This is a genomic window from Enterobacter sp. N18-03635 (assembly GCF_004006055.1).
Lineage (GTDB): Bacteria > Pseudomonadota > Gammaproteobacteria > Enterobacterales > Enterobacteriaceae > Enterobacter > Enterobacter vonholyi.
On record NZ_CP034768.1, the window covers coordinates 1 to 15,284 of the forward strand.

21 protein-coding genes are annotated in these 15,284 nt (G+C 51.8%); 8 read left to right on the plus strand and 13 right to left on the minus strand.

Translation table 11 applies throughout. The annotated features are described in order from the left end of the window. Positions 1-1,014, plus strand: a complete 1,014-nt coding sequence (gene repA, locus ELK40_RS00005; RefSeq protein WP_127728825.1) for a plasmid replication initiator RepA — start codon at positions 1-3, stop codon at positions 1,012-1,014. 890 nt (positions 1,015-1,904) lie between these two features. Next, the gene (locus tag ELK40_RS00010; RefSeq protein WP_127728827.1) at positions 1,905-2,708 is read left to right on the plus strand and encodes a DUF4225 domain-containing protein; all 804 of its coding nucleotides are present in this window, start codon (positions 1,905-1,907) and stop codon (positions 2,706-2,708) included. Here ELK40_RS00010 and ELK40_RS00015 read toward each other — a convergent pair. The 6 genes from ELK40_RS00015 to ELK40_RS00040 form a co-directional block, all read right to left on the minus strand. After that, on the minus strand, positions 2,686-3,009 hold the full coding sequence (locus ELK40_RS00015) for a hypothetical protein (RefSeq protein ID WP_032656054.1): 324 nt from the start codon (positions 3,007-3,009) through the stop codon (positions 2,686-2,688). The genes ELK40_RS00010 and ELK40_RS00015 overlap by 23 nt on opposite strands. A 14-nt stretch (positions 3,010-3,023) precedes the next feature. Next, positions 3,024-3,794 (minus strand): TraX family protein, encoded by a 771-nt coding sequence (locus tag ELK40_RS00020; RefSeq protein ID WP_127728829.1) that lies wholly within the window; start codon positions 3,792-3,794, stop codon positions 3,024-3,026. A 346-nt stretch (positions 3,795-4,140) separates the two neighbouring features. After that, positions 4,141-4,641, minus strand: coding sequence for a hypothetical protein (locus tag ELK40_RS00025; protein WP_127728831.1), 501 nt, complete (start codon positions 4,639-4,641; stop codon positions 4,141-4,143). 12 nt (positions 4,642-4,653) lie between these two features. Further along, on the minus strand, positions 4,654-5,148 hold the full coding sequence (locus ELK40_RS00030; RefSeq protein ID WP_127728833.1) for a thermonuclease family protein: 495 nt from the start codon (positions 5,146-5,148) through the stop codon (positions 4,654-4,656). A 59-nt stretch (positions 5,149-5,207) separates the two neighbouring features. Then, positions 5,208-5,567, minus strand: a complete 360-nt coding sequence (locus ELK40_RS00035; RefSeq protein ID WP_029403836.1) for a transcriptional regulator — start codon at positions 5,565-5,567, stop codon at positions 5,208-5,210. A 5-nt stretch (positions 5,568-5,572) separates the two neighbouring features. Next, entirely contained in the window at positions 5,573-5,875 is a 303-nt protein-coding gene (locus tag ELK40_RS00040) for a type II toxin-antitoxin system HigB family toxin (RefSeq protein ID WP_127728835.1), read from the minus strand. A gap of 204 nt (positions 5,876-6,079) precedes the next feature. On the opposite strand from ELK40_RS00040, the gene ELK40_RS00045 reads away from it, so the two are divergent. After that, a complete protein-coding gene (locus ELK40_RS00045) occupies positions 6,080-6,292 on the plus strand; it encodes a hypothetical protein (RefSeq protein WP_073001829.1) in 213 nt (70 codons plus the stop codon). A gap of 71 nt (positions 6,293-6,363) precedes the next feature. Here ELK40_RS00045 and ELK40_RS22800 read toward each other — a convergent pair whose 3' ends face one another. The 4 genes from ELK40_RS22800 to ELK40_RS00060 all read right to left on the minus strand — a co-directional run bounded on the left by ELK40_RS22800 (position 6,364) and on the right by ELK40_RS00060 (position 8,713). Next, complete coding sequence (locus tag ELK40_RS22800) at positions 6,364-6,888, minus strand: DUF6884 domain-containing protein (RefSeq protein WP_348523111.1); 525 nt, start codon at positions 6,886-6,888, stop codon at positions 6,364-6,366. A gap of 327 nt (positions 6,889-7,215) precedes the next feature. After that, positions 7,216-7,554 carry a hypothetical protein gene (locus ELK40_RS22655; RefSeq protein ID WP_164850597.1) on the minus strand — a complete coding sequence of 113 codons (339 nt, stop codon included), beginning with the start codon at positions 7,552-7,554 and terminating at the stop codon, positions 7,216-7,218. Then, positions 7,551-8,456, minus strand: coding sequence for a hypothetical protein (locus ELK40_RS00055; RefSeq protein WP_164850598.1), 906 nt, complete (start codon positions 8,454-8,456; stop codon positions 7,551-7,553). Before ELK40_RS00055 ends, ELK40_RS22655 begins: the two co-directional genes overlap by 4 nt. Further along, positions 8,453-8,713, minus strand: coding sequence for a hypothetical protein (locus tag ELK40_RS00060; RefSeq protein ID WP_127728839.1), 261 nt, complete (start codon positions 8,711-8,713; stop codon positions 8,453-8,455). Before ELK40_RS00060 ends, ELK40_RS00055 begins: the two co-directional genes overlap by 4 nt. Positions 8,714-9,246: 533 nt before the next feature. Between ELK40_RS00060 and ELK40_RS00065 the strand changes: the two genes are divergently transcribed. The 4 genes from ELK40_RS00065 to ELK40_RS00080 are packed head-to-tail and all read left to right on the plus strand — an operon-like array spanning position 9,247 to position 11,567. Next, positions 9,247-9,549 carry a hypothetical protein gene (locus tag ELK40_RS00065; protein WP_033488145.1) on the plus strand — a complete coding sequence of 101 codons (303 nt, stop codon included), beginning with the start codon at positions 9,247-9,249 and terminating at the stop codon, positions 9,547-9,549. A 45-nt stretch (positions 9,550-9,594) separates the two neighbouring features. Then, positions 9,595-9,924 (plus strand): hypothetical protein, encoded by a 330-nt coding sequence (locus ELK40_RS00070; protein WP_033488146.1) that lies wholly within the window; start codon positions 9,595-9,597, stop codon positions 9,922-9,924. Between the two features lie 48 nt (positions 9,925-9,972). Then, positions 9,973-10,791 carry a hypothetical protein gene (locus ELK40_RS00075; RefSeq protein WP_033488147.1) on the plus strand — a complete coding sequence of 273 codons (819 nt, stop codon included), beginning with the start codon at positions 9,973-9,975 and terminating at the stop codon, positions 10,789-10,791. Beyond that, positions 10,791-11,567, plus strand: coding sequence for a site-specific integrase (locus tag ELK40_RS00080; protein ID WP_127728841.1), 777 nt, complete (start codon positions 10,791-10,793; stop codon positions 11,565-11,567). The genes ELK40_RS00075 and ELK40_RS00080 overlap by 1 nt, the downstream gene beginning before the upstream one ends. A gap of 72 nt (positions 11,568-11,639) precedes the next feature. On the opposite strand, the gene ELK40_RS00085 is transcribed toward ELK40_RS00080, so the two are convergent. Further along, positions 11,640-11,945 (minus strand): hypothetical protein, encoded by a 306-nt coding sequence (locus ELK40_RS00085; RefSeq protein ID WP_071530977.1) that lies wholly within the window; start codon positions 11,943-11,945, stop codon positions 11,640-11,642. Beyond that, entirely contained in the window at positions 11,942-12,568 is a 627-nt protein-coding gene (locus tag ELK40_RS00090; RefSeq protein WP_008502208.1) for a ParA family plasmid-partitioning AAA ATPase, read from the minus strand. The genes ELK40_RS00085 and ELK40_RS00090 overlap by 4 nt, the downstream gene beginning before the upstream one ends. 232 nt (positions 12,569-12,800) lie before the next feature. Here ELK40_RS00090 and ELK40_RS00095 point away from each other — a divergent pair, with 232 nt between their 5' ends. Next, a complete protein-coding gene (locus ELK40_RS00095; RefSeq protein ID WP_127728843.1) occupies positions 12,801-14,159 on the plus strand; it encodes a hypothetical protein in 1,359 nt (452 codons plus the stop codon). A gap of 299 nt (positions 14,160-14,458) precedes the next feature. Here ELK40_RS00095 and repE read toward each other — a convergent pair whose 3' ends face one another. Continuing rightward, complete coding sequence (repE, locus tag ELK40_RS00100) at positions 14,459-15,214, minus strand: replication initiation protein RepE (protein WP_008502210.1); 756 nt, start codon at positions 15,212-15,214, stop codon at positions 14,459-14,461. Positions 15,215-15,284: the final 70 nt, after the last annotated feature.

Genomic DNA, 15,284 nt, shown 5'->3' on the forward strand with positions numbered 1-15,284 from the left:
GTGAATGACAATCAGATTTCTGTTCACTGGTCAGATCTACCGAAGGATGAGCTAGCCCGTTTCTGGCAGGATGTCGATGCCGGCACTCAGGGTAATTTCCTCATTGCACCGGTCAAAAAACTGACCCGCCGCAAGCGCGGTGAGCATTCCACAAAAGCCAAATGTGAGAACCCGGCCTGGTATCGCCCAGAGCATTATAAAAAGCTCTCCGGACAGCTCGGTCATGCCTACAATCGCCTGGTGAAAAAAGACAAAGAAACCGGGCAGGTCAGCCTGCGCATGCATGTTTCTCGTCACCCTCTCTATGTCGCCTGCCGCCGTAAGGCGGGACGTAAATATGGCTTCCGTCCGGAACGTCAGCGCCTGCTCGATGCCCTCTGGCCAGTGCTCATCAGCTTCTGTGATGCCGGCAAGCATACCGTCGGCATGTGTATCTCCCGTCTTGCAAAAGAACTCAGTGCAAAGGACGCAAAAGGCAATGTCATTCCGGAAACAGAAGTGACCGTGTCACGCCTTTCACGGCTTATTGAGGAACAGGTACGGTTTGGCGTTCTGGGCCTCGCAGAAGAACGCGCCTGGGATCGTGAATCCCGCACCTGGCTGCCAACATATGTCTATATCACCCCCGTGGGATTCCAGATGCTGGGCGTCGATATGGACAAGCTGTTTAAAGAGCAGGAGAAAAAGCTCCGTCAGAGCGCCGAGCGTGAGCAGCTGATCCGGGAAGGGGTGATGAGCGAACATGATGATGTTCAGGCCCACTCTGCGCGGAAATGCTGGTCTGGCCGTAAGCGTCAGGAGGCACTCGTTTACCGCCGCAAAAAAGGCGCGGAGCGTAAACGTGCCAACAACCTGATTAAGCTGCCGGCAGATGAACGACTCCATGCAATGTCTGAATGGATTTACCGCACCCTGCCGCCTGACGAAGCGTACTGGTGCACATCTGAGCGCCTGAAGGCTCTGGCCATCCAGCATCTTTACCAGCTGGATCTGGCGCTTTCTCCACCGGACTAGTCACAGACGACACAACAGTCTTCCTGTTTACAGGCCCCTCACCGGGGCTTTTCGTGCTGGTTTTTTTCGGCCATTCAGCTCATTTTTCATCCTTTCACTCCTTTCTTCTTCCGGTCACCATGACGTTCTGCCGGTCGTTATGGCCCGCAATGGCCACAGTCTCTTTTTTTTACACAGAAATCCGCAAACGAATAAGTGAAGTAACCCGGAAATGAATAAAAGACATTCCGCAAAACAGTCTTACATCACCTTTTCTATCTCTCTGTTCATTACATTCCAGAGTAGATCTTTGTCTTCGGCCACTCTGTGGATAACGTAAAATGCCTTCGCATGCAGCGGCCTCACGGCCGCGCGCTCAGAAGGAAATCAAAAGTACCTCCCGTCGCAAGCGCCGGGCCCCGTTCTCGCCAGAACCCGGCACCGCATACATACCTGACCCCTGCTAAACCGACGCCGCCCCGGCCCGAAGGGCCGGAACACCATCGCTTTAAGAGGGATGTTGTAACTAGAAGTAAGAGCGGCTGCAGTTAGCGTCGCGGCAAGCGCGCTGTACACGCTCGTAAGCGCCTCACGGCGCTAACGCGGAGATACAGCCCGTCAGCGGCCTCTGGCCTCGACGTGCTCACTCCGACCGCGCACGTCACTACCAGGCGTGGCGGTTAACGGGTATGGCTCTGCAGGGTAAGGGATGGGACAGGCAGAACCTTTCAAACCGCAGCGGCTTACGCCGGTCACGGCGCCCGTCGGCATTCTCTCCCTGTCTGGCCTCAGCTGGCGCCTCCATGCCGCGATGCGGCATTAGTGAGTTCTGCAGGACAGCGTGCCCATTTTTTGTTGTCAAAACTCGTTTCGGGAATATGCTTTCAGAAACAGATAAGCGAGGCGATAAAATGGACACGTTGCTTTTACCCGGCCAGAATCCCCGTGCCTGGGCCGAAACCATGATCAACCTGGAGGCCCGGAAACTGGTGAATACGGCCAACACGGTGGCGGCTATGCATCTCCAGGATGGTTTCATCCGGATTCAGTTTGTGGATGAGATCAGGGCATTCATCATGGCCCAGTTTGAGGCCGCACGCCGGGCGAAAACGGATGATGACTGTATGGCCTGTCTGCGGGCCTTACGGGCTGAGAATACCAGCCTGCTGGAGCAGTCCCGATCGCTCAGAACCGGCTATGCAAAACTCTATGCCGAGGTGAAGGTTGTCCGGGATGAGAATAAAATTGTGGGTTACATCATTTCAGCGGTCGACGTCGTGGTGGCCGGTGCGGCCATCTTTGGTGGGATCGTCATGATGTCCTCCATGACGCCGGTGGGCGTGGTGGCCGGCGCGGTGATTGTCGTAAATGGCTTTAACACGATTTCACGGGAAGCCGCGCACAACCTCCTCGGTGATAAGCAGACGGAGGGAATATTCGCTGACGGCTCGATGGAGATCGCTGAATTTCTGGGCTTCAGCCGGCAGCAGGGGCTGGGGACGTTTAAGGCTGTCACACTCTTCAGCGAAGTCTACGGCGCGTATGGCCTGAGGCTGAAACCCGAAGCACAACGGCTGTGGTACTGGACCAGGCCCGATTTCTTCAGGAAAGTATCCGGCACCCCCCGTCCCGCAATGGCGCTTAAAATTGCGGGATGGGGGGTTAAAGCCAAAGTGGCGCTTGATTTACTGACTATTGAGCCTTCCGGGAAATAGTCTTCTGCAGGCGGAATGCTTTCCAGCCCAGTACAGGAGGGAAGGTCACCCAGGCAATGATCAGGACTACAAGGGAACTCATGCCCCCGGAAAGAATGTGTGTCCGGCTGCCGGCAATGAGGGTGACCAGCATAACCAGAACCAGCGCGACAGTGATCCATACCGACACCCGGAAGCGCCGTGAGAGCGCATCGATGAGATGCTGCATGGTGCCTCCGCCTGCTGCAAGCCGGCCCTGTAAATTGTCCACTTCGTTCTTGCTAAAACCTGCCTCAAGCAGCTCTTTCTCACTGATAGCCATCACGTCCTCCCTAATCAGGCGAAAGTATACTGTACCAGACCAATAATCCCCAGGTGACCGGCGTAAGCATAATAAAAGAAATTACGCGGCATGAAACGCCTGCGGCCCTCCGGACAGATATGCCTGCAGAATGAAACCACTGCCAGGGGGAATGCCAGAGTAGGCAGCGTGGCCAGTAATAATGTTTCTGCGGGCATATCCAGGAGATGCGATAACCCGTTTAAACAAAACAGTGACAGCACGGCAGTGATGGCTGCCAGCCGCTGCACACCGGGTGTATCGCTGCCACAAACCGTTGCCATACTGATGGCCAGCGTTATTCCTGCCAGCCCGTAGCTTGCCGGCTGCAGGGGCCAAATCATGAGGGACAGGAGCAGATATCCGGCGAGCATTCCTTTCCGGCCGTACCGGTACTGCAGGGCAAGCAGCTGCGTGACGCCTGCAAACACGAACAGAATGTTCAGGGCCCACCAGGGCTGTTGATTCTGGAAGGCCAGGCTGAACACCGGCTGCGTTATGACTGCCCAGATCCACAGGCGACTGGCTCTCTTCTGCAGTCGTTCCGGGGTGCGCTGTACGTTCATCGCCCATATAAGCGTGAACAGGGGGAAGGCCATCCGGCCAAGCGCATACATCACCGGCCAGGCTGGCGACAGAAACACCGTATTGATGTGGTCGATAATCATGGCCAGAAGTGCGAGAAGTTTGACCATATCGAGAGCTGCGGGACTGAGCTGGCTGGCGTTCCTGATACTGGGAAGAACGTCGGGTACTGAATGATTCATGCTGTAGATTCCCCTTGCGACACGCGGTTAACAGCCAGCACTGAACATAATGCCAGAATGCCCTGCCGGTTTGCGTTGTGACCCTGATCTTTAGTTTCTCCAGAATCTTGCGCACTGCAAATTCTGATTTATCACGCAGCACGCGCATTGCGCCTGCCACATCCTTATTCTGAATACAAATACTTAAATTATGAAAATCTTTCACACCGCCCCCTTTCTTACTCTCTTATTATCGGCCGTGTGAATATTATATTTAGTTCAGTAGGATTATTTCTAATAAAAGTTTTATATTAGCACCCCCCCAATTTTAGTCATATTATTGACTATGCTTAATGGTTGACAATTGTTATTCAATATTTGCATTGCTTGCTGATGCCTTTGCCCTGACCAGAGCGAAATCTTCACGAATAGATTTTGCGGCAGGCTTCCACCCTTTAGCCCATTCCTCGTTCATACGGCCTTCACTAACAATTTTCAGGGTGATGGCATAAGGGGTGCGCTGCAGTTTCTTTGACAGCCAGAGTATATGATCATCGATTCTGTCATCCGGAATATCAGAAATAATCGAATGAATAAGGTCCAGGTCCTCCGGTGCCCACGGTTTTCCGGAACGCGGAAAAACTTCATCCGGAAGGCGTGGTTTTTTTTCCTTTTCTTCTTTTACCTGCTTTCTGGCTTCTTTTTCAGCTGTGATGAGGCGCTGCCGTTCTGTTAACGCACCCAGAGTTGCAACCGTCCTGACCATATTTTCGCGCTGCTCACGCGTAATATTGACTTCACCGCATATAATGGCATTTAACGTATCGATAAGAATTTCCAGTTTGCTTTCGGTTAATTTGAAAGTCATACAATAATCTCCTTAATTTTTATTCGTTTTTTGCTCATCCTGATGCAGACTACGCCAGCGCCAGGGCTCTATCTGACCCGGTTCTGACCAGAGTCCAGCTGACTGGCGGCGGGCTTCGGCCTCCAGAACAGCGTAGTCTGGCCGGACGGGTTTTCCGTGGTAACGGTATGCCCAGGCCAGACCTTTACGTACCTGTTCGGCATTTACATCCGTCATACCAAGCCATATGGTACCCAGCAGGCGTCCATAGCGATCCGTTTCACTTCCCTTGACGGTTACGGGCCGCTGAGCCACCATCGATGACAGTTCCTGACGGGAACGCTGGCCAAAGGGTTGACTCTTTTCCGGCGCATCGATGCCAGCCAGGCGAACACGCGTCAGTTGGTTTCCTGGCTCAAGTATCTCAACGGTATCCCCGTCCAGCACGCGCACAATCCGGCCGCTGATATCGGCACTGGCCGAAAACGCCACAACGAACAGGACCAGTGAGCAGAACTTCCGTTTCATTATTCGTTATCCCAGGTTGTATACATTGCGGTTATTAAGCATGTAAATTTCAACTCGGCTTATCCTCCAACGAGGCTTTTTAAAGGAATGCCAAACATTGAATGTAATTTCCGGATCATGGGCAGCGTCAGATTACGTTTGCGGTTAAGCACTTCATAGACCCGGTTAGATTTTCCGATCGCCGGCTCAAGATCTTTTACCGTCAGTCCCTGCTGTTCCATCCTGAACTTAATAGCTTCAATCGGGTCCGGGGCTTCGATAGGAAAGTGTTTGTTTTCGTATTCATTAATCAGCACGCACATGATTTCAAAAAAGTCTCCCTCCGGGGTATCGGCAGGAGGTTCGTTATCAAACATAGGCTCCACAGCGCGTAACGCGGCTTCATAGTCCTGTTCAGTTTTAATTGGTTTAATCTGCATAGGGTTTACTCCAGGCTGACAGTTTCAGCATCTATTTTGTCATATTCTTTATGCGTACCAATGAATTTGATAAACATCCATCCTCGCTGGTATGCAATCGCAACAATTAACCGATAGTCATTTCCCTTAATATTAAAAACCACTCGCCTGTTTTTAAGAATACTGGCACTGCGGTATTGTTCTTTGATTTCTGCCGGGGTTTTCCATTCAGCTTTACAGGCCTCATCTACCCAGGCTTTTAGCGGCTGCTCTGCATCGGGATTCGCCGTCCAGAAATCCCTCAGTGTCTTGATAGCGATTATCTTCATGTCATAATGATAGTCCCATTTTAGGACTATCTCAAGTATTTTGTCCCGTGATGGGACTTTAATCTATTTGAAGATACATTCCAGAGTGTCAGCGCCGGCTAAACCTGTACTGTAATTTCATATTTTTTGGTTGCCTGCCTGCCGTCGTGACAGAAGCCTAGGTTACACAAGGCTCAGGATTCCCCTGTGCCACTGGAGGTATCTATGATGAATTATCAGATGACGCTGAACGAACTCGTTACCGCCACAGAACAGGCCAGAGAGAACTACCGGCGGCGTGGTACGTTGATATGCAGAATGCTCTATGAATTCTGGTATGTACGGCTGGGAACGGAGGCTTTCGATCAACAGACGCTGACGCTTCGGTGTCCGCTTGCACTGGAAGAAATGTACCGCCTGGCAATTCAAGCGCCCTAGAACTGTTCTGTTACAGGCAGAGCCGCGAAAGCGGCACTTCCCTGCACTGCTTTTCTGGTGTGCAGCTCCACTCAGCCAATGAGCTGCAGGGCATAACTGATATTGAGGCCTGTCAAATTGGTATTGAGGGCCTTCATCATGTCTGCACTCGTATACTTGATATTGCCCTTCAGGCTTCCCTGATAGCCTTTTGACGTGACCACTGCCAGTTGTTCCGGATTGCAGAGAGCTTTCATGCCGGCGATCAGGTCTGACTCAACGGCACGCAGATAAAGCGGGGAGGCCGCCACCACAAACCGATCGGCAGGCCTTGACTGCATCAGCTTCTTCAGTGAGGTACACCGTCGTTCCGAAGGTGGACGCGTTGTCAGCCGCTCCCAGTGAGTGCGATGGCAGAACGGCATCGAGGAGAACGTCGCTTCATACGGGACCACGGGATCAGAGACATGCAGTAGCCCCAGGCCTGCGGATATAATCCACATCTCAGCACCACTACGCGCCGCAGCTGCAGCTGCCCTGCTCCAGTGCTGGCCTGTATACAGCTCGCCGGCAGTCATGGGGGGCGATCCGCGACGGGCCTGCGCCAGTCTCTCCATCCAGAGCCCGTAAGCTCTCTCCACGTCACGTTCATCCGGAAACACAGCATCACCTGCAGCCACAGTTTTGCGGCGCGTGCAGGTGACGATGAGATGGACGTCAGGTCGCGAAATATAACAGACAGGAATTATTTTTGAGCTGGTTTACGAAGCTTCTGAAGGAGCAAAATTTCCTTGTCATTCAGCTCCTCCCCATTCTTCAGCTTTTTAAATATTATCTTGTATCTCTTCGCTCTTCTCCATGTATGAATACTGACCAGCACTGCGGTTGATGCAATTATCATTGCGATAATTGATATGTAAATCGATGTATGTTCGGGCAATTTTCTATTCCTCATGCGGACGAGGGAATGAAGACATACCGGCTACTACTCCGGCGTCGTTCCACACAATCACCGTGGCCAGATGTTCCGCCACCTCCTGTCCCGTGTAGCCGGCCAGGATCGCCAGCGCCCGGGCGCCCGCGTCACGGGACAGCGGACTGCAGAACCCGAATGCGTCCGTCATCAGGAGCCACTGCAGACGGTCCGTCCAGCGCTCGTCAGATCTGCGGACAGGTGAAAACACAATCTCCGTCAGCTGCCCGCGGTTGCAGTACAGCTGGCGCTGCTCCAGTTCGTCCAGCAGGCTGTTCAGTTCGCGCCGGTCAGCCTCTTCCTGACTCATTTGGGCCAGCGGATGCGGTGCCACTGCAGCTCCTGCGCCTGGTCGCCCGTGAACCCCGCGCGGGCCAGCAGGTCGGTCAGCGCGGCCTCCGTGTCATCCTCACAGCCGGCAGCCGCGAGCGGGAACGCCTCCGGACTGTCGCGCAGAACGTGCAGCAGGCGCGCCGGTGCCGGCAGCGCCCGCAGGGACGCTTCAGGACTGACCACGGAGAGTCGAATATCCTCAGTCAGGCCGGAGATCCCCTGCGCCTGCAACGCGGTGTCCAGCTGGCGGTACCAGATGTCCGTCCGGTCTGCAGGCGCGGTACCGTGCTGCGTGCCCTCCTCCGGCGTGGTGCTTTCATTAACCTGCACCCGCACCGCAATCCCCGCATCGTGGCAGGCCTGCAGCCACGTGGCGACCTGCAGGGGATCGCCCGCCAGGCGCGTCAGCTGCCCGGCCGTGTTCCACAGCTGCAGGCAGGTGGTGCCGTCGAGGCGGATAACGTAGTCACCCCGGCATGCCAGGTGCCAGCGATCGTCCAGCGCCACCGTCCGGTCGTCAGTCTCCTCTGCCTGGCCGGGCGGGACCAGGGGCAGAACCCGGACAGTCGTCGCGCGCTGCTCCGCCTGGACGCGCGCCTGTTCGTCAGCGAGAAGCGGGGCGGCCAGCGCCCGGCCGGCGTCCGTCAGCTCAACGGCCAGCTGCAGGTTCGGCGCACGCAGGGTTCGCAGCCAGCCCGCAGCTTCCATGCGCCGGCAGGAGGCGCGCAGGTTTGTCCCGTACACCGGGGCGTCCCCGCCCTTCTCCAGCACCCGCTCGATATCCCGCGTGGCCACCGGCCCCGGACGTTTCGCATCGAGAGCGGCCAGCACAATCAGCACCCGACGCTGCAGCGGTGACGGTCGGCGCGCCTGAGTCATTGCTTATCCGTCTCCGGCCAGATGAGTTTTCTGAGACGCTGATGATCGACGTCTATGAGCGCTTTGGTTTGTTCGTAATTTTTCAGTGGCGCACCAGTAAGCGCCAGTTCATACCACAATCCCAGCAGGGTGCTGGCCTTACTCGATTCGCTGATATATCTAACGCCCTGGCTGTCCAGCTCGCATTCCCGGATACGTTCTTCCGCTATCCGGGTCAGCTGCTCATAGCTGAGTGAAAACGTCATTTCCTGATCCATCCTGCATGCCCCGTCTGATAATATCCGGTTAAGTGTAAAATCATATCGGATATGATTATCATTATTAATGATAAAAATCACACTCAGTATGATTTTAAGCGATTTGCTTGATTATCATATCTCTTGAGGGATTCCCGCCGCGCAGATCCGATTTCCGGCTGTTCCGGATCTCCTCCGAACGCACCGGCGCAGAAACACAACATGTGCCACGCAGTCAGCTGCTGTTTCTCCTATATGTTGTGTTTACCCCCTTCCCTGCGACCCTTCGTGCAGGGGCAGATATTGCCGCTTTGTTTATTCCCTCACCGTGTTACACTTCCGGAAACTGTTGAATACGCAAAAAATCGGATCACACCGAAACGGCCATCAGGTAATTTAACGACGTGGCTATATGGCTGCTTATTATCAGCCTGAAAATGATGACGGCAGGGGAAAATCCTCAAGCGTTATATTCAGGCGTGTGAGCAGGGAATGATTGCGAATTGTGATTATTTCCATGAGTATCTCTTCAAATGCTTCAGGAGGATCTTTGAATGCAGGTATCGAAATACATAACAGCTGACGCGTTAATTCAGGAACTCCATGATGAAGGACACGATGTCATCTATGAGCGAATTACTGAATATCCGGTTCTGAAAGGGGTCGCCCAGATCCCACCGGCAAAACATTTACTCACTCAGGAAGGATACGTCGTCGGGATCTTCGTTGAACCTATGGGAGGATGGCGCCGGCGTGAAAGCGATGACTGCGTCAGTGATGAACCTGGTATTGAAGACAACCCTTTTAAGGTGAAGCACGATGTTAATGCGTCCCGGAAAATAATCCGACGCCTGTAGGAAGACGCTTTCAGCAAGGCGGGATTTCTCAGTAAAGGAGGGATTATGTGTGATTTATGCAGGGCGGACGGGAATTACTTCCATACGCCGGAATGTGTGTATGGCCAGCTGGTCAGTGAGTACCCCGTGATGTGGCTGCGGGATTCGACCCGGATTGGCGCCTGCTACACCCTCCGTGAACTGCTGTCGCCGGAAGGGATGGTGCTGGCCATACAGAACGCACCTCCCGTGACGGGATGGCGGCTGCGTATGCGGTATAACGAGGCCACAGATGAAGAGATCGACCCGCAGCGCGGGGACTGTATCGAGCTGCCCTCCAGGACGGACGCCCTGCTGGCCTTTGAGTCGTTCCGTGGTAGCGCGGCGTCAGTATGAACGGCGGGATTTTTCATTTACAGAACCATACAGAAGGGTACTGGCATTATGGGAAGCATGAAAGACCAGATGATGGATATTGAATCTGAACGATTTGATAAATGGCTTGCGGAAAATTATCCGGATGTTGTCCCCGGCTCAGAAGAATGGGAGCAGGCCGCTAACCTTTATTGCTGGGAACAGGAGTATCTCGCCGATCAGGCTCAGTGGGATCATGAACACGGGCTGTTTGTGGCTTCCCTAAACAATGTTCATCAGCGTTACCTACACGCCATGCAGGAGTTGAAGGGGCTGTATACCCTGCTCGATACAGAGCAGCCTGAACTGGTGTACAGGATGTCTTTCGTCCATGCCGTGACGGTCATGGAGGCGTACCTGATGTACTGCGCCAGGGCTCTGCTGGAAGAGGACTTGCCGCTTACACGGTTCAGGGATGAGTTTTATATGAAGTCCGATAAAATCAAAAATCCGGTAAAACATGCTGCCCGTGACATGGCTCTTTCTCTGTTCCGGCCTGCGGCGCAGAATTTTGTTTCCCGGATGACGTTTCATAACGTAAAAACCATTGAGCGCTATTTCGAGACTGTGCTTCATATACCGCCCGTCTGGCCAACTGAGCCGCTGGGTATCATCGCAGACTGGCGAAACGATCTGGTACACCGCAACGGTGTGGATGAGCATGATGTGCCACGAGTGATATCAGCGCCGCAGCTGCAGAGCGCCCTGCAGAAAGTGTCGGATCTGATAGAGGCTGCAGATCATTCCCTGCGTCTGGAAGTGGACTATTTTGGTAACTCGCGTACAGAAGAAAACCGGGAAATCATTGCGGCAGCACTGCGCATATCCCCGGGCAGAGAATCATCCTGATGACCGGACTCGTAACCCTGGGAGGGTATTCGGCCACAGGTACTCAGTTACCTGTTTCTATCGACTATCCGGCGGCGCTGGCCCTGCGTCAGATGGCACTGGTTCAGGACGAACTGCCGAAATACCTGCTGGCCCCGGAAGTGAGTGCCCTGCTCCACTATGTGCCCGACCTTCACCGCAAGATGCTTCTTGCTACCCTGTGGAACACAGGCGCCCGTATTAACGAAGCACTGGCCCTGACCCGGAGTGATTTTTCCCTGGCACCGCCCTACCCGTTCGTGCAGCTGGCCACACTCAAACAAAGGGCTGAAAAAGCCGCCAGAACGGCTGGCCGTGCGCCCGTCGGCAGTCAGACTCACCGGCTGGTACCGCTTTCTGATGCGAACTATGTCGGTCAACTGGAGATGATGGTGGCCACGCTGAAAATTCCTCTTGAACGACGTAATAAGCGAAACGGCAGAACCGAGAAGGCACGCATCTGGGAGATCACCGACCGGACGGTTCGCACCTGGCTCAGCGAAGCAGTTGAAGCCGCAGCGGCCGACGGGGTGACGTTCTCCGTGCCGGTGACCCCGCACACGTTCCGTCATTCCTACGCGATGCACATGCTGTATGCCGGTATACCACTGAAGGTGCTGCAGAGTTTGATGGGGCATAAGAGCATCAGTTCGACTGAGGTGTATACGAAGGTGTTTGCGCTCGATGTCGCGGCACGGCACCGGGTGCAGTTCCAGATGCCGGGCGATGAGGCGGTAGCGTTGCTAAAAAATAGATGATTAAGATAGCAAGATAGTAATTTATTATCTTGCTATCTTAATGGGTTGTTAAGTTATTAAGTTATTAAGTTATTATTTTAATCTAGATTTTTCAATGAGTTGAGATATTTCTTCTCGCGATAAATTTTCTAACGCCATCACTGCAGCTCTAACTACATCTGATCTATTGACTCTCCTGTTCCCTGATAACATCTCTTCCCTTATGACATTATCAATTGAGCTAAGATTCTCTTCAGCAAGAGAGATGCTGACTGGTTTTGCTTTACTAGTCGCAGGTTTATTACTTGGTTCGTCAAGATTTTTTGCAGTAAGGCCAGCTGAACCTCCGTTTATAAACGAAGCTTCATCCTTTGGCGGCGTATGTGCTCTATTTCTCACAGAATGATCTCCTTAACCAGAGCTTCAATTTCTTCTTGGGCTTTGATGTTCTGTGTTTCAAAAATAGTCATTGATTCGGCCCAGGCATCCCTGTGAGCTTTTCTGTCACATACGCGAGCATTAGACAGATTCATTTCCGGAAAGTCTTTGAGAACATCCGCCGCCTGATTAGCTTCATTAACGAACATGTTAGTTGGTGTCATATTCAACACTAAATACCCACGTACAGACTCGTTGAAATCTTTAGCAGCAGTAAAAACAGAGCATGTATGAGGTACAACATCCAAATCCATTTGGGACGGTCGTAAAGGGGAAATAAACACATCTGCAGCCATTAATCCACTTCGCATCTCTGCACTGTCACGGCCAGCACAATCGGCGATTACAAAGTCATAAGACTTTTCATGCTCTTTAAGCATGGCTTTGATGTTGCCGGACGCTCCAGTCACAGGCATATGAGGCAAGTTCTCTGGTCGATTGTTATACCAGGTTAGCACTGATTTTTGATCGTCGGCATCTACAATGAGAACTCGCTTTCCTAATGCCATAAGATATGCAGCGATGGAAACTGCGAGCGTACTTTTACCTACTCCACCTTTTTGACTACCAAGAACAATGATCATATTCCGCACACCTTGTTTGTTATCTTATTAAGATAATAGGATAACAAGCATTAATTTTCAATATGCGCCGGAGTTAATATTTTGTTATCATATTAACTTAATGTGTTAACAATTACATTAAATTCAATGCATTAAAATACAATATTATCATCTTGCGATCTTAACAAGATATTACGATAACAAGATATTATCTTGTTATCGTAATCGCACTTTTGAGTGAAGGAGTAAAGCAATGGACCTGGTGTGGAAAAAAAATCCAAGGGGAAGGCTTGAAAGGAAACTGAATCTGGCAGAGAGAGAGGCATTGCTGCATGTGTTCAGCAACGGTCGAAAACCCGCTCAGGCTGATTTACGTATAGCAAATTCTGTGCTTGAAGAAATGGACCGCCGTAAGTTGTGGTTAAAATGCGATTGCGTCGAACATGACCCGAACATTGAAGGTCCTTTTAACTGCGAGGTTAACGTTGCCAGGTTACGCCACGTCAAGACGACAAGACAGCATGATGAACAGTGCCCTTTGTTCAGGCTAAAGAAAAGTAAGGATGCTGATAACACAATCACAGAAGGAAAAACCAGCCCACTAAATCCGGTTGGCGGGAATGACTGGTTACCTGACAAGAAGAAAGACACCAAAATCACCGCTGTGGAAGGGCCGGTAGTGCTCCGTAAGCGTCGACGCAAAACTCTTAAACCCATTCCGGCTCTGGGCCGAAAATTGCTGACTCTCATTCAGGCAGCTGGCCTGAACCAACTTGAACTAGTACCTGAATACAAAAGTCCGGGGTTAGTCGGTTCGGTCAAAAGAATAAAAGAAGTTCTGGATGAACATACAATGGGCAACGGAACACAGCTTAATATGTTGTTCAGTTGCGCACCCTGGCTGTCCCTCGAACGGATTAACGACATGCTGACTCAGCTGGAAGTCTCACTGCAGACTGATAGCAGTGATAAGGAGGCACGCGTGTATATCATTGGTATTGCGACCGATGCCAATCGGGAAGAAGTAACCTTTAGCGTTCGGAGTAATACTTTTATCCATAGGCCTGAAGCCCGAGTCAGTATCAATGGAGAAAGCACCTACAACACTGGCAGTCGGGCCCCATACTGGGCAATTCTGGAATACCGCAGAGGTAGGGATGGCAAGGTTTACTGCCATGAGGGCTATGCGCATGCTGCGTATACGCTTGATAATCCTGTGCCTGTGGATAGCAACAAAGAACGCGACACACTGAAGGTAATAATAAACGCCAGCAGCTATGCTGGCCGTCAGGAAAATCATCCGGATGCTATCAGCCTCAGCAAGCCACTTTTCACGTCTAAAAGCACTAAAAATGGGGTGGAGGAGGTCATTCATCCTGACTTCATACTGAATGTGGTTCCGAGCAAAGAAAACATAGTTACCACTTTCATCATCGAAACAATGGGCTCTGAATCCGAGGAGTATGTCGAGCGTAAACTGCAAACACATAGCTGGATGGAGCAGGAAGGTGTGCTCTTAACTGATCCTCCGGGTTGGCCAGAACCTTTAGACAGGACATTTAACAGCTTCCTGCTCAAACACATCTTTAGTGCAGGGAAAATGCACAAATAGTTCAGGCAGCGGTTTTGAATTCAAATAGTGACAATGCACCCTCAGCCAGAAGTGGAAAGGACGCACTTAAGTGTGACAAACGACACTCAGGGCTGAGGGGAGATGTGACAAGCTGCACTGAACTAAATGTGACAAATTGCCCTCATTAAGTGTATTTAAAGCACAAAATTGGAACCATGTAGTTCCAGAAAACCAGTCAGGGCAAAGGAAGACAAACTGTTCTGTGACAAATCACCCTGAGAGCTTTAACTCTAGTGTGACAAACCACCCTGCTAATTGTGACAAATCACCCTCAAAACTCACTCAGGTGTAATCGACATTATGTCGCTGAAAGAAAAGACTATATGAGTCGTCTGGCGTCCTTTCTTTTTCTCTATATAAGACAGGCGCATTGGCGTTCTGCTGTTAATCTCATCGACACTCGCCTGCAGGAACCTACGGCGAAAGTCCGGCATACGCTGATAACTTTGCGGAAGCTGATAGCGCTCCATGATCCAGTCTATTTTCAGGGATACCACGCCAGAGCCATCCGGCTTACGGTACTGGCATAGTGACTCGTACAGGCGCATGGCATAGGGATTGGTGATCTCTTTCGTTTCACTTAGTCGGAACTGTGTGAAACGGTTCTGAAGGCCAATAAAGAAAGGAATGAGGTACGGGTTAATATGAACGCTGTAGAGCCCTCTGGAGGGACTATGGGCACGTTTGATGAACCAGGGAAAGGACTCATAACCTTTTTCTTCCCCGGCATCCTCTTCAGGCCGATAAAAGACCACTTCTTTACCCGCGAATCCCTTGAGAGCCTGACGGATATCTTTGCTTGCCTCGGCGGAGGTCAACCCGAAGGTTTCCGCATACTTGGCGACCTGAATTTCACATATACCGTCATGCTCCTGCAGCGTACCGTCAGATTTTCTGATCTGGTCCACAAAGAGATAAAGCATACGCTTTTGATCGCGAGATAGACTGTATGCCGCCTCAGTCAGTTCGTTTGACTGGACAATTCGCGGGCTATTCTTACGTTTTTTATGGTTGATAACCGCAACTTCCGTCATGACAGGTCCGTGTAAAGTGTGACAGGAATTTAGATTGTCACACTAATTGAAAAAGAGTCAACAGGTTGGG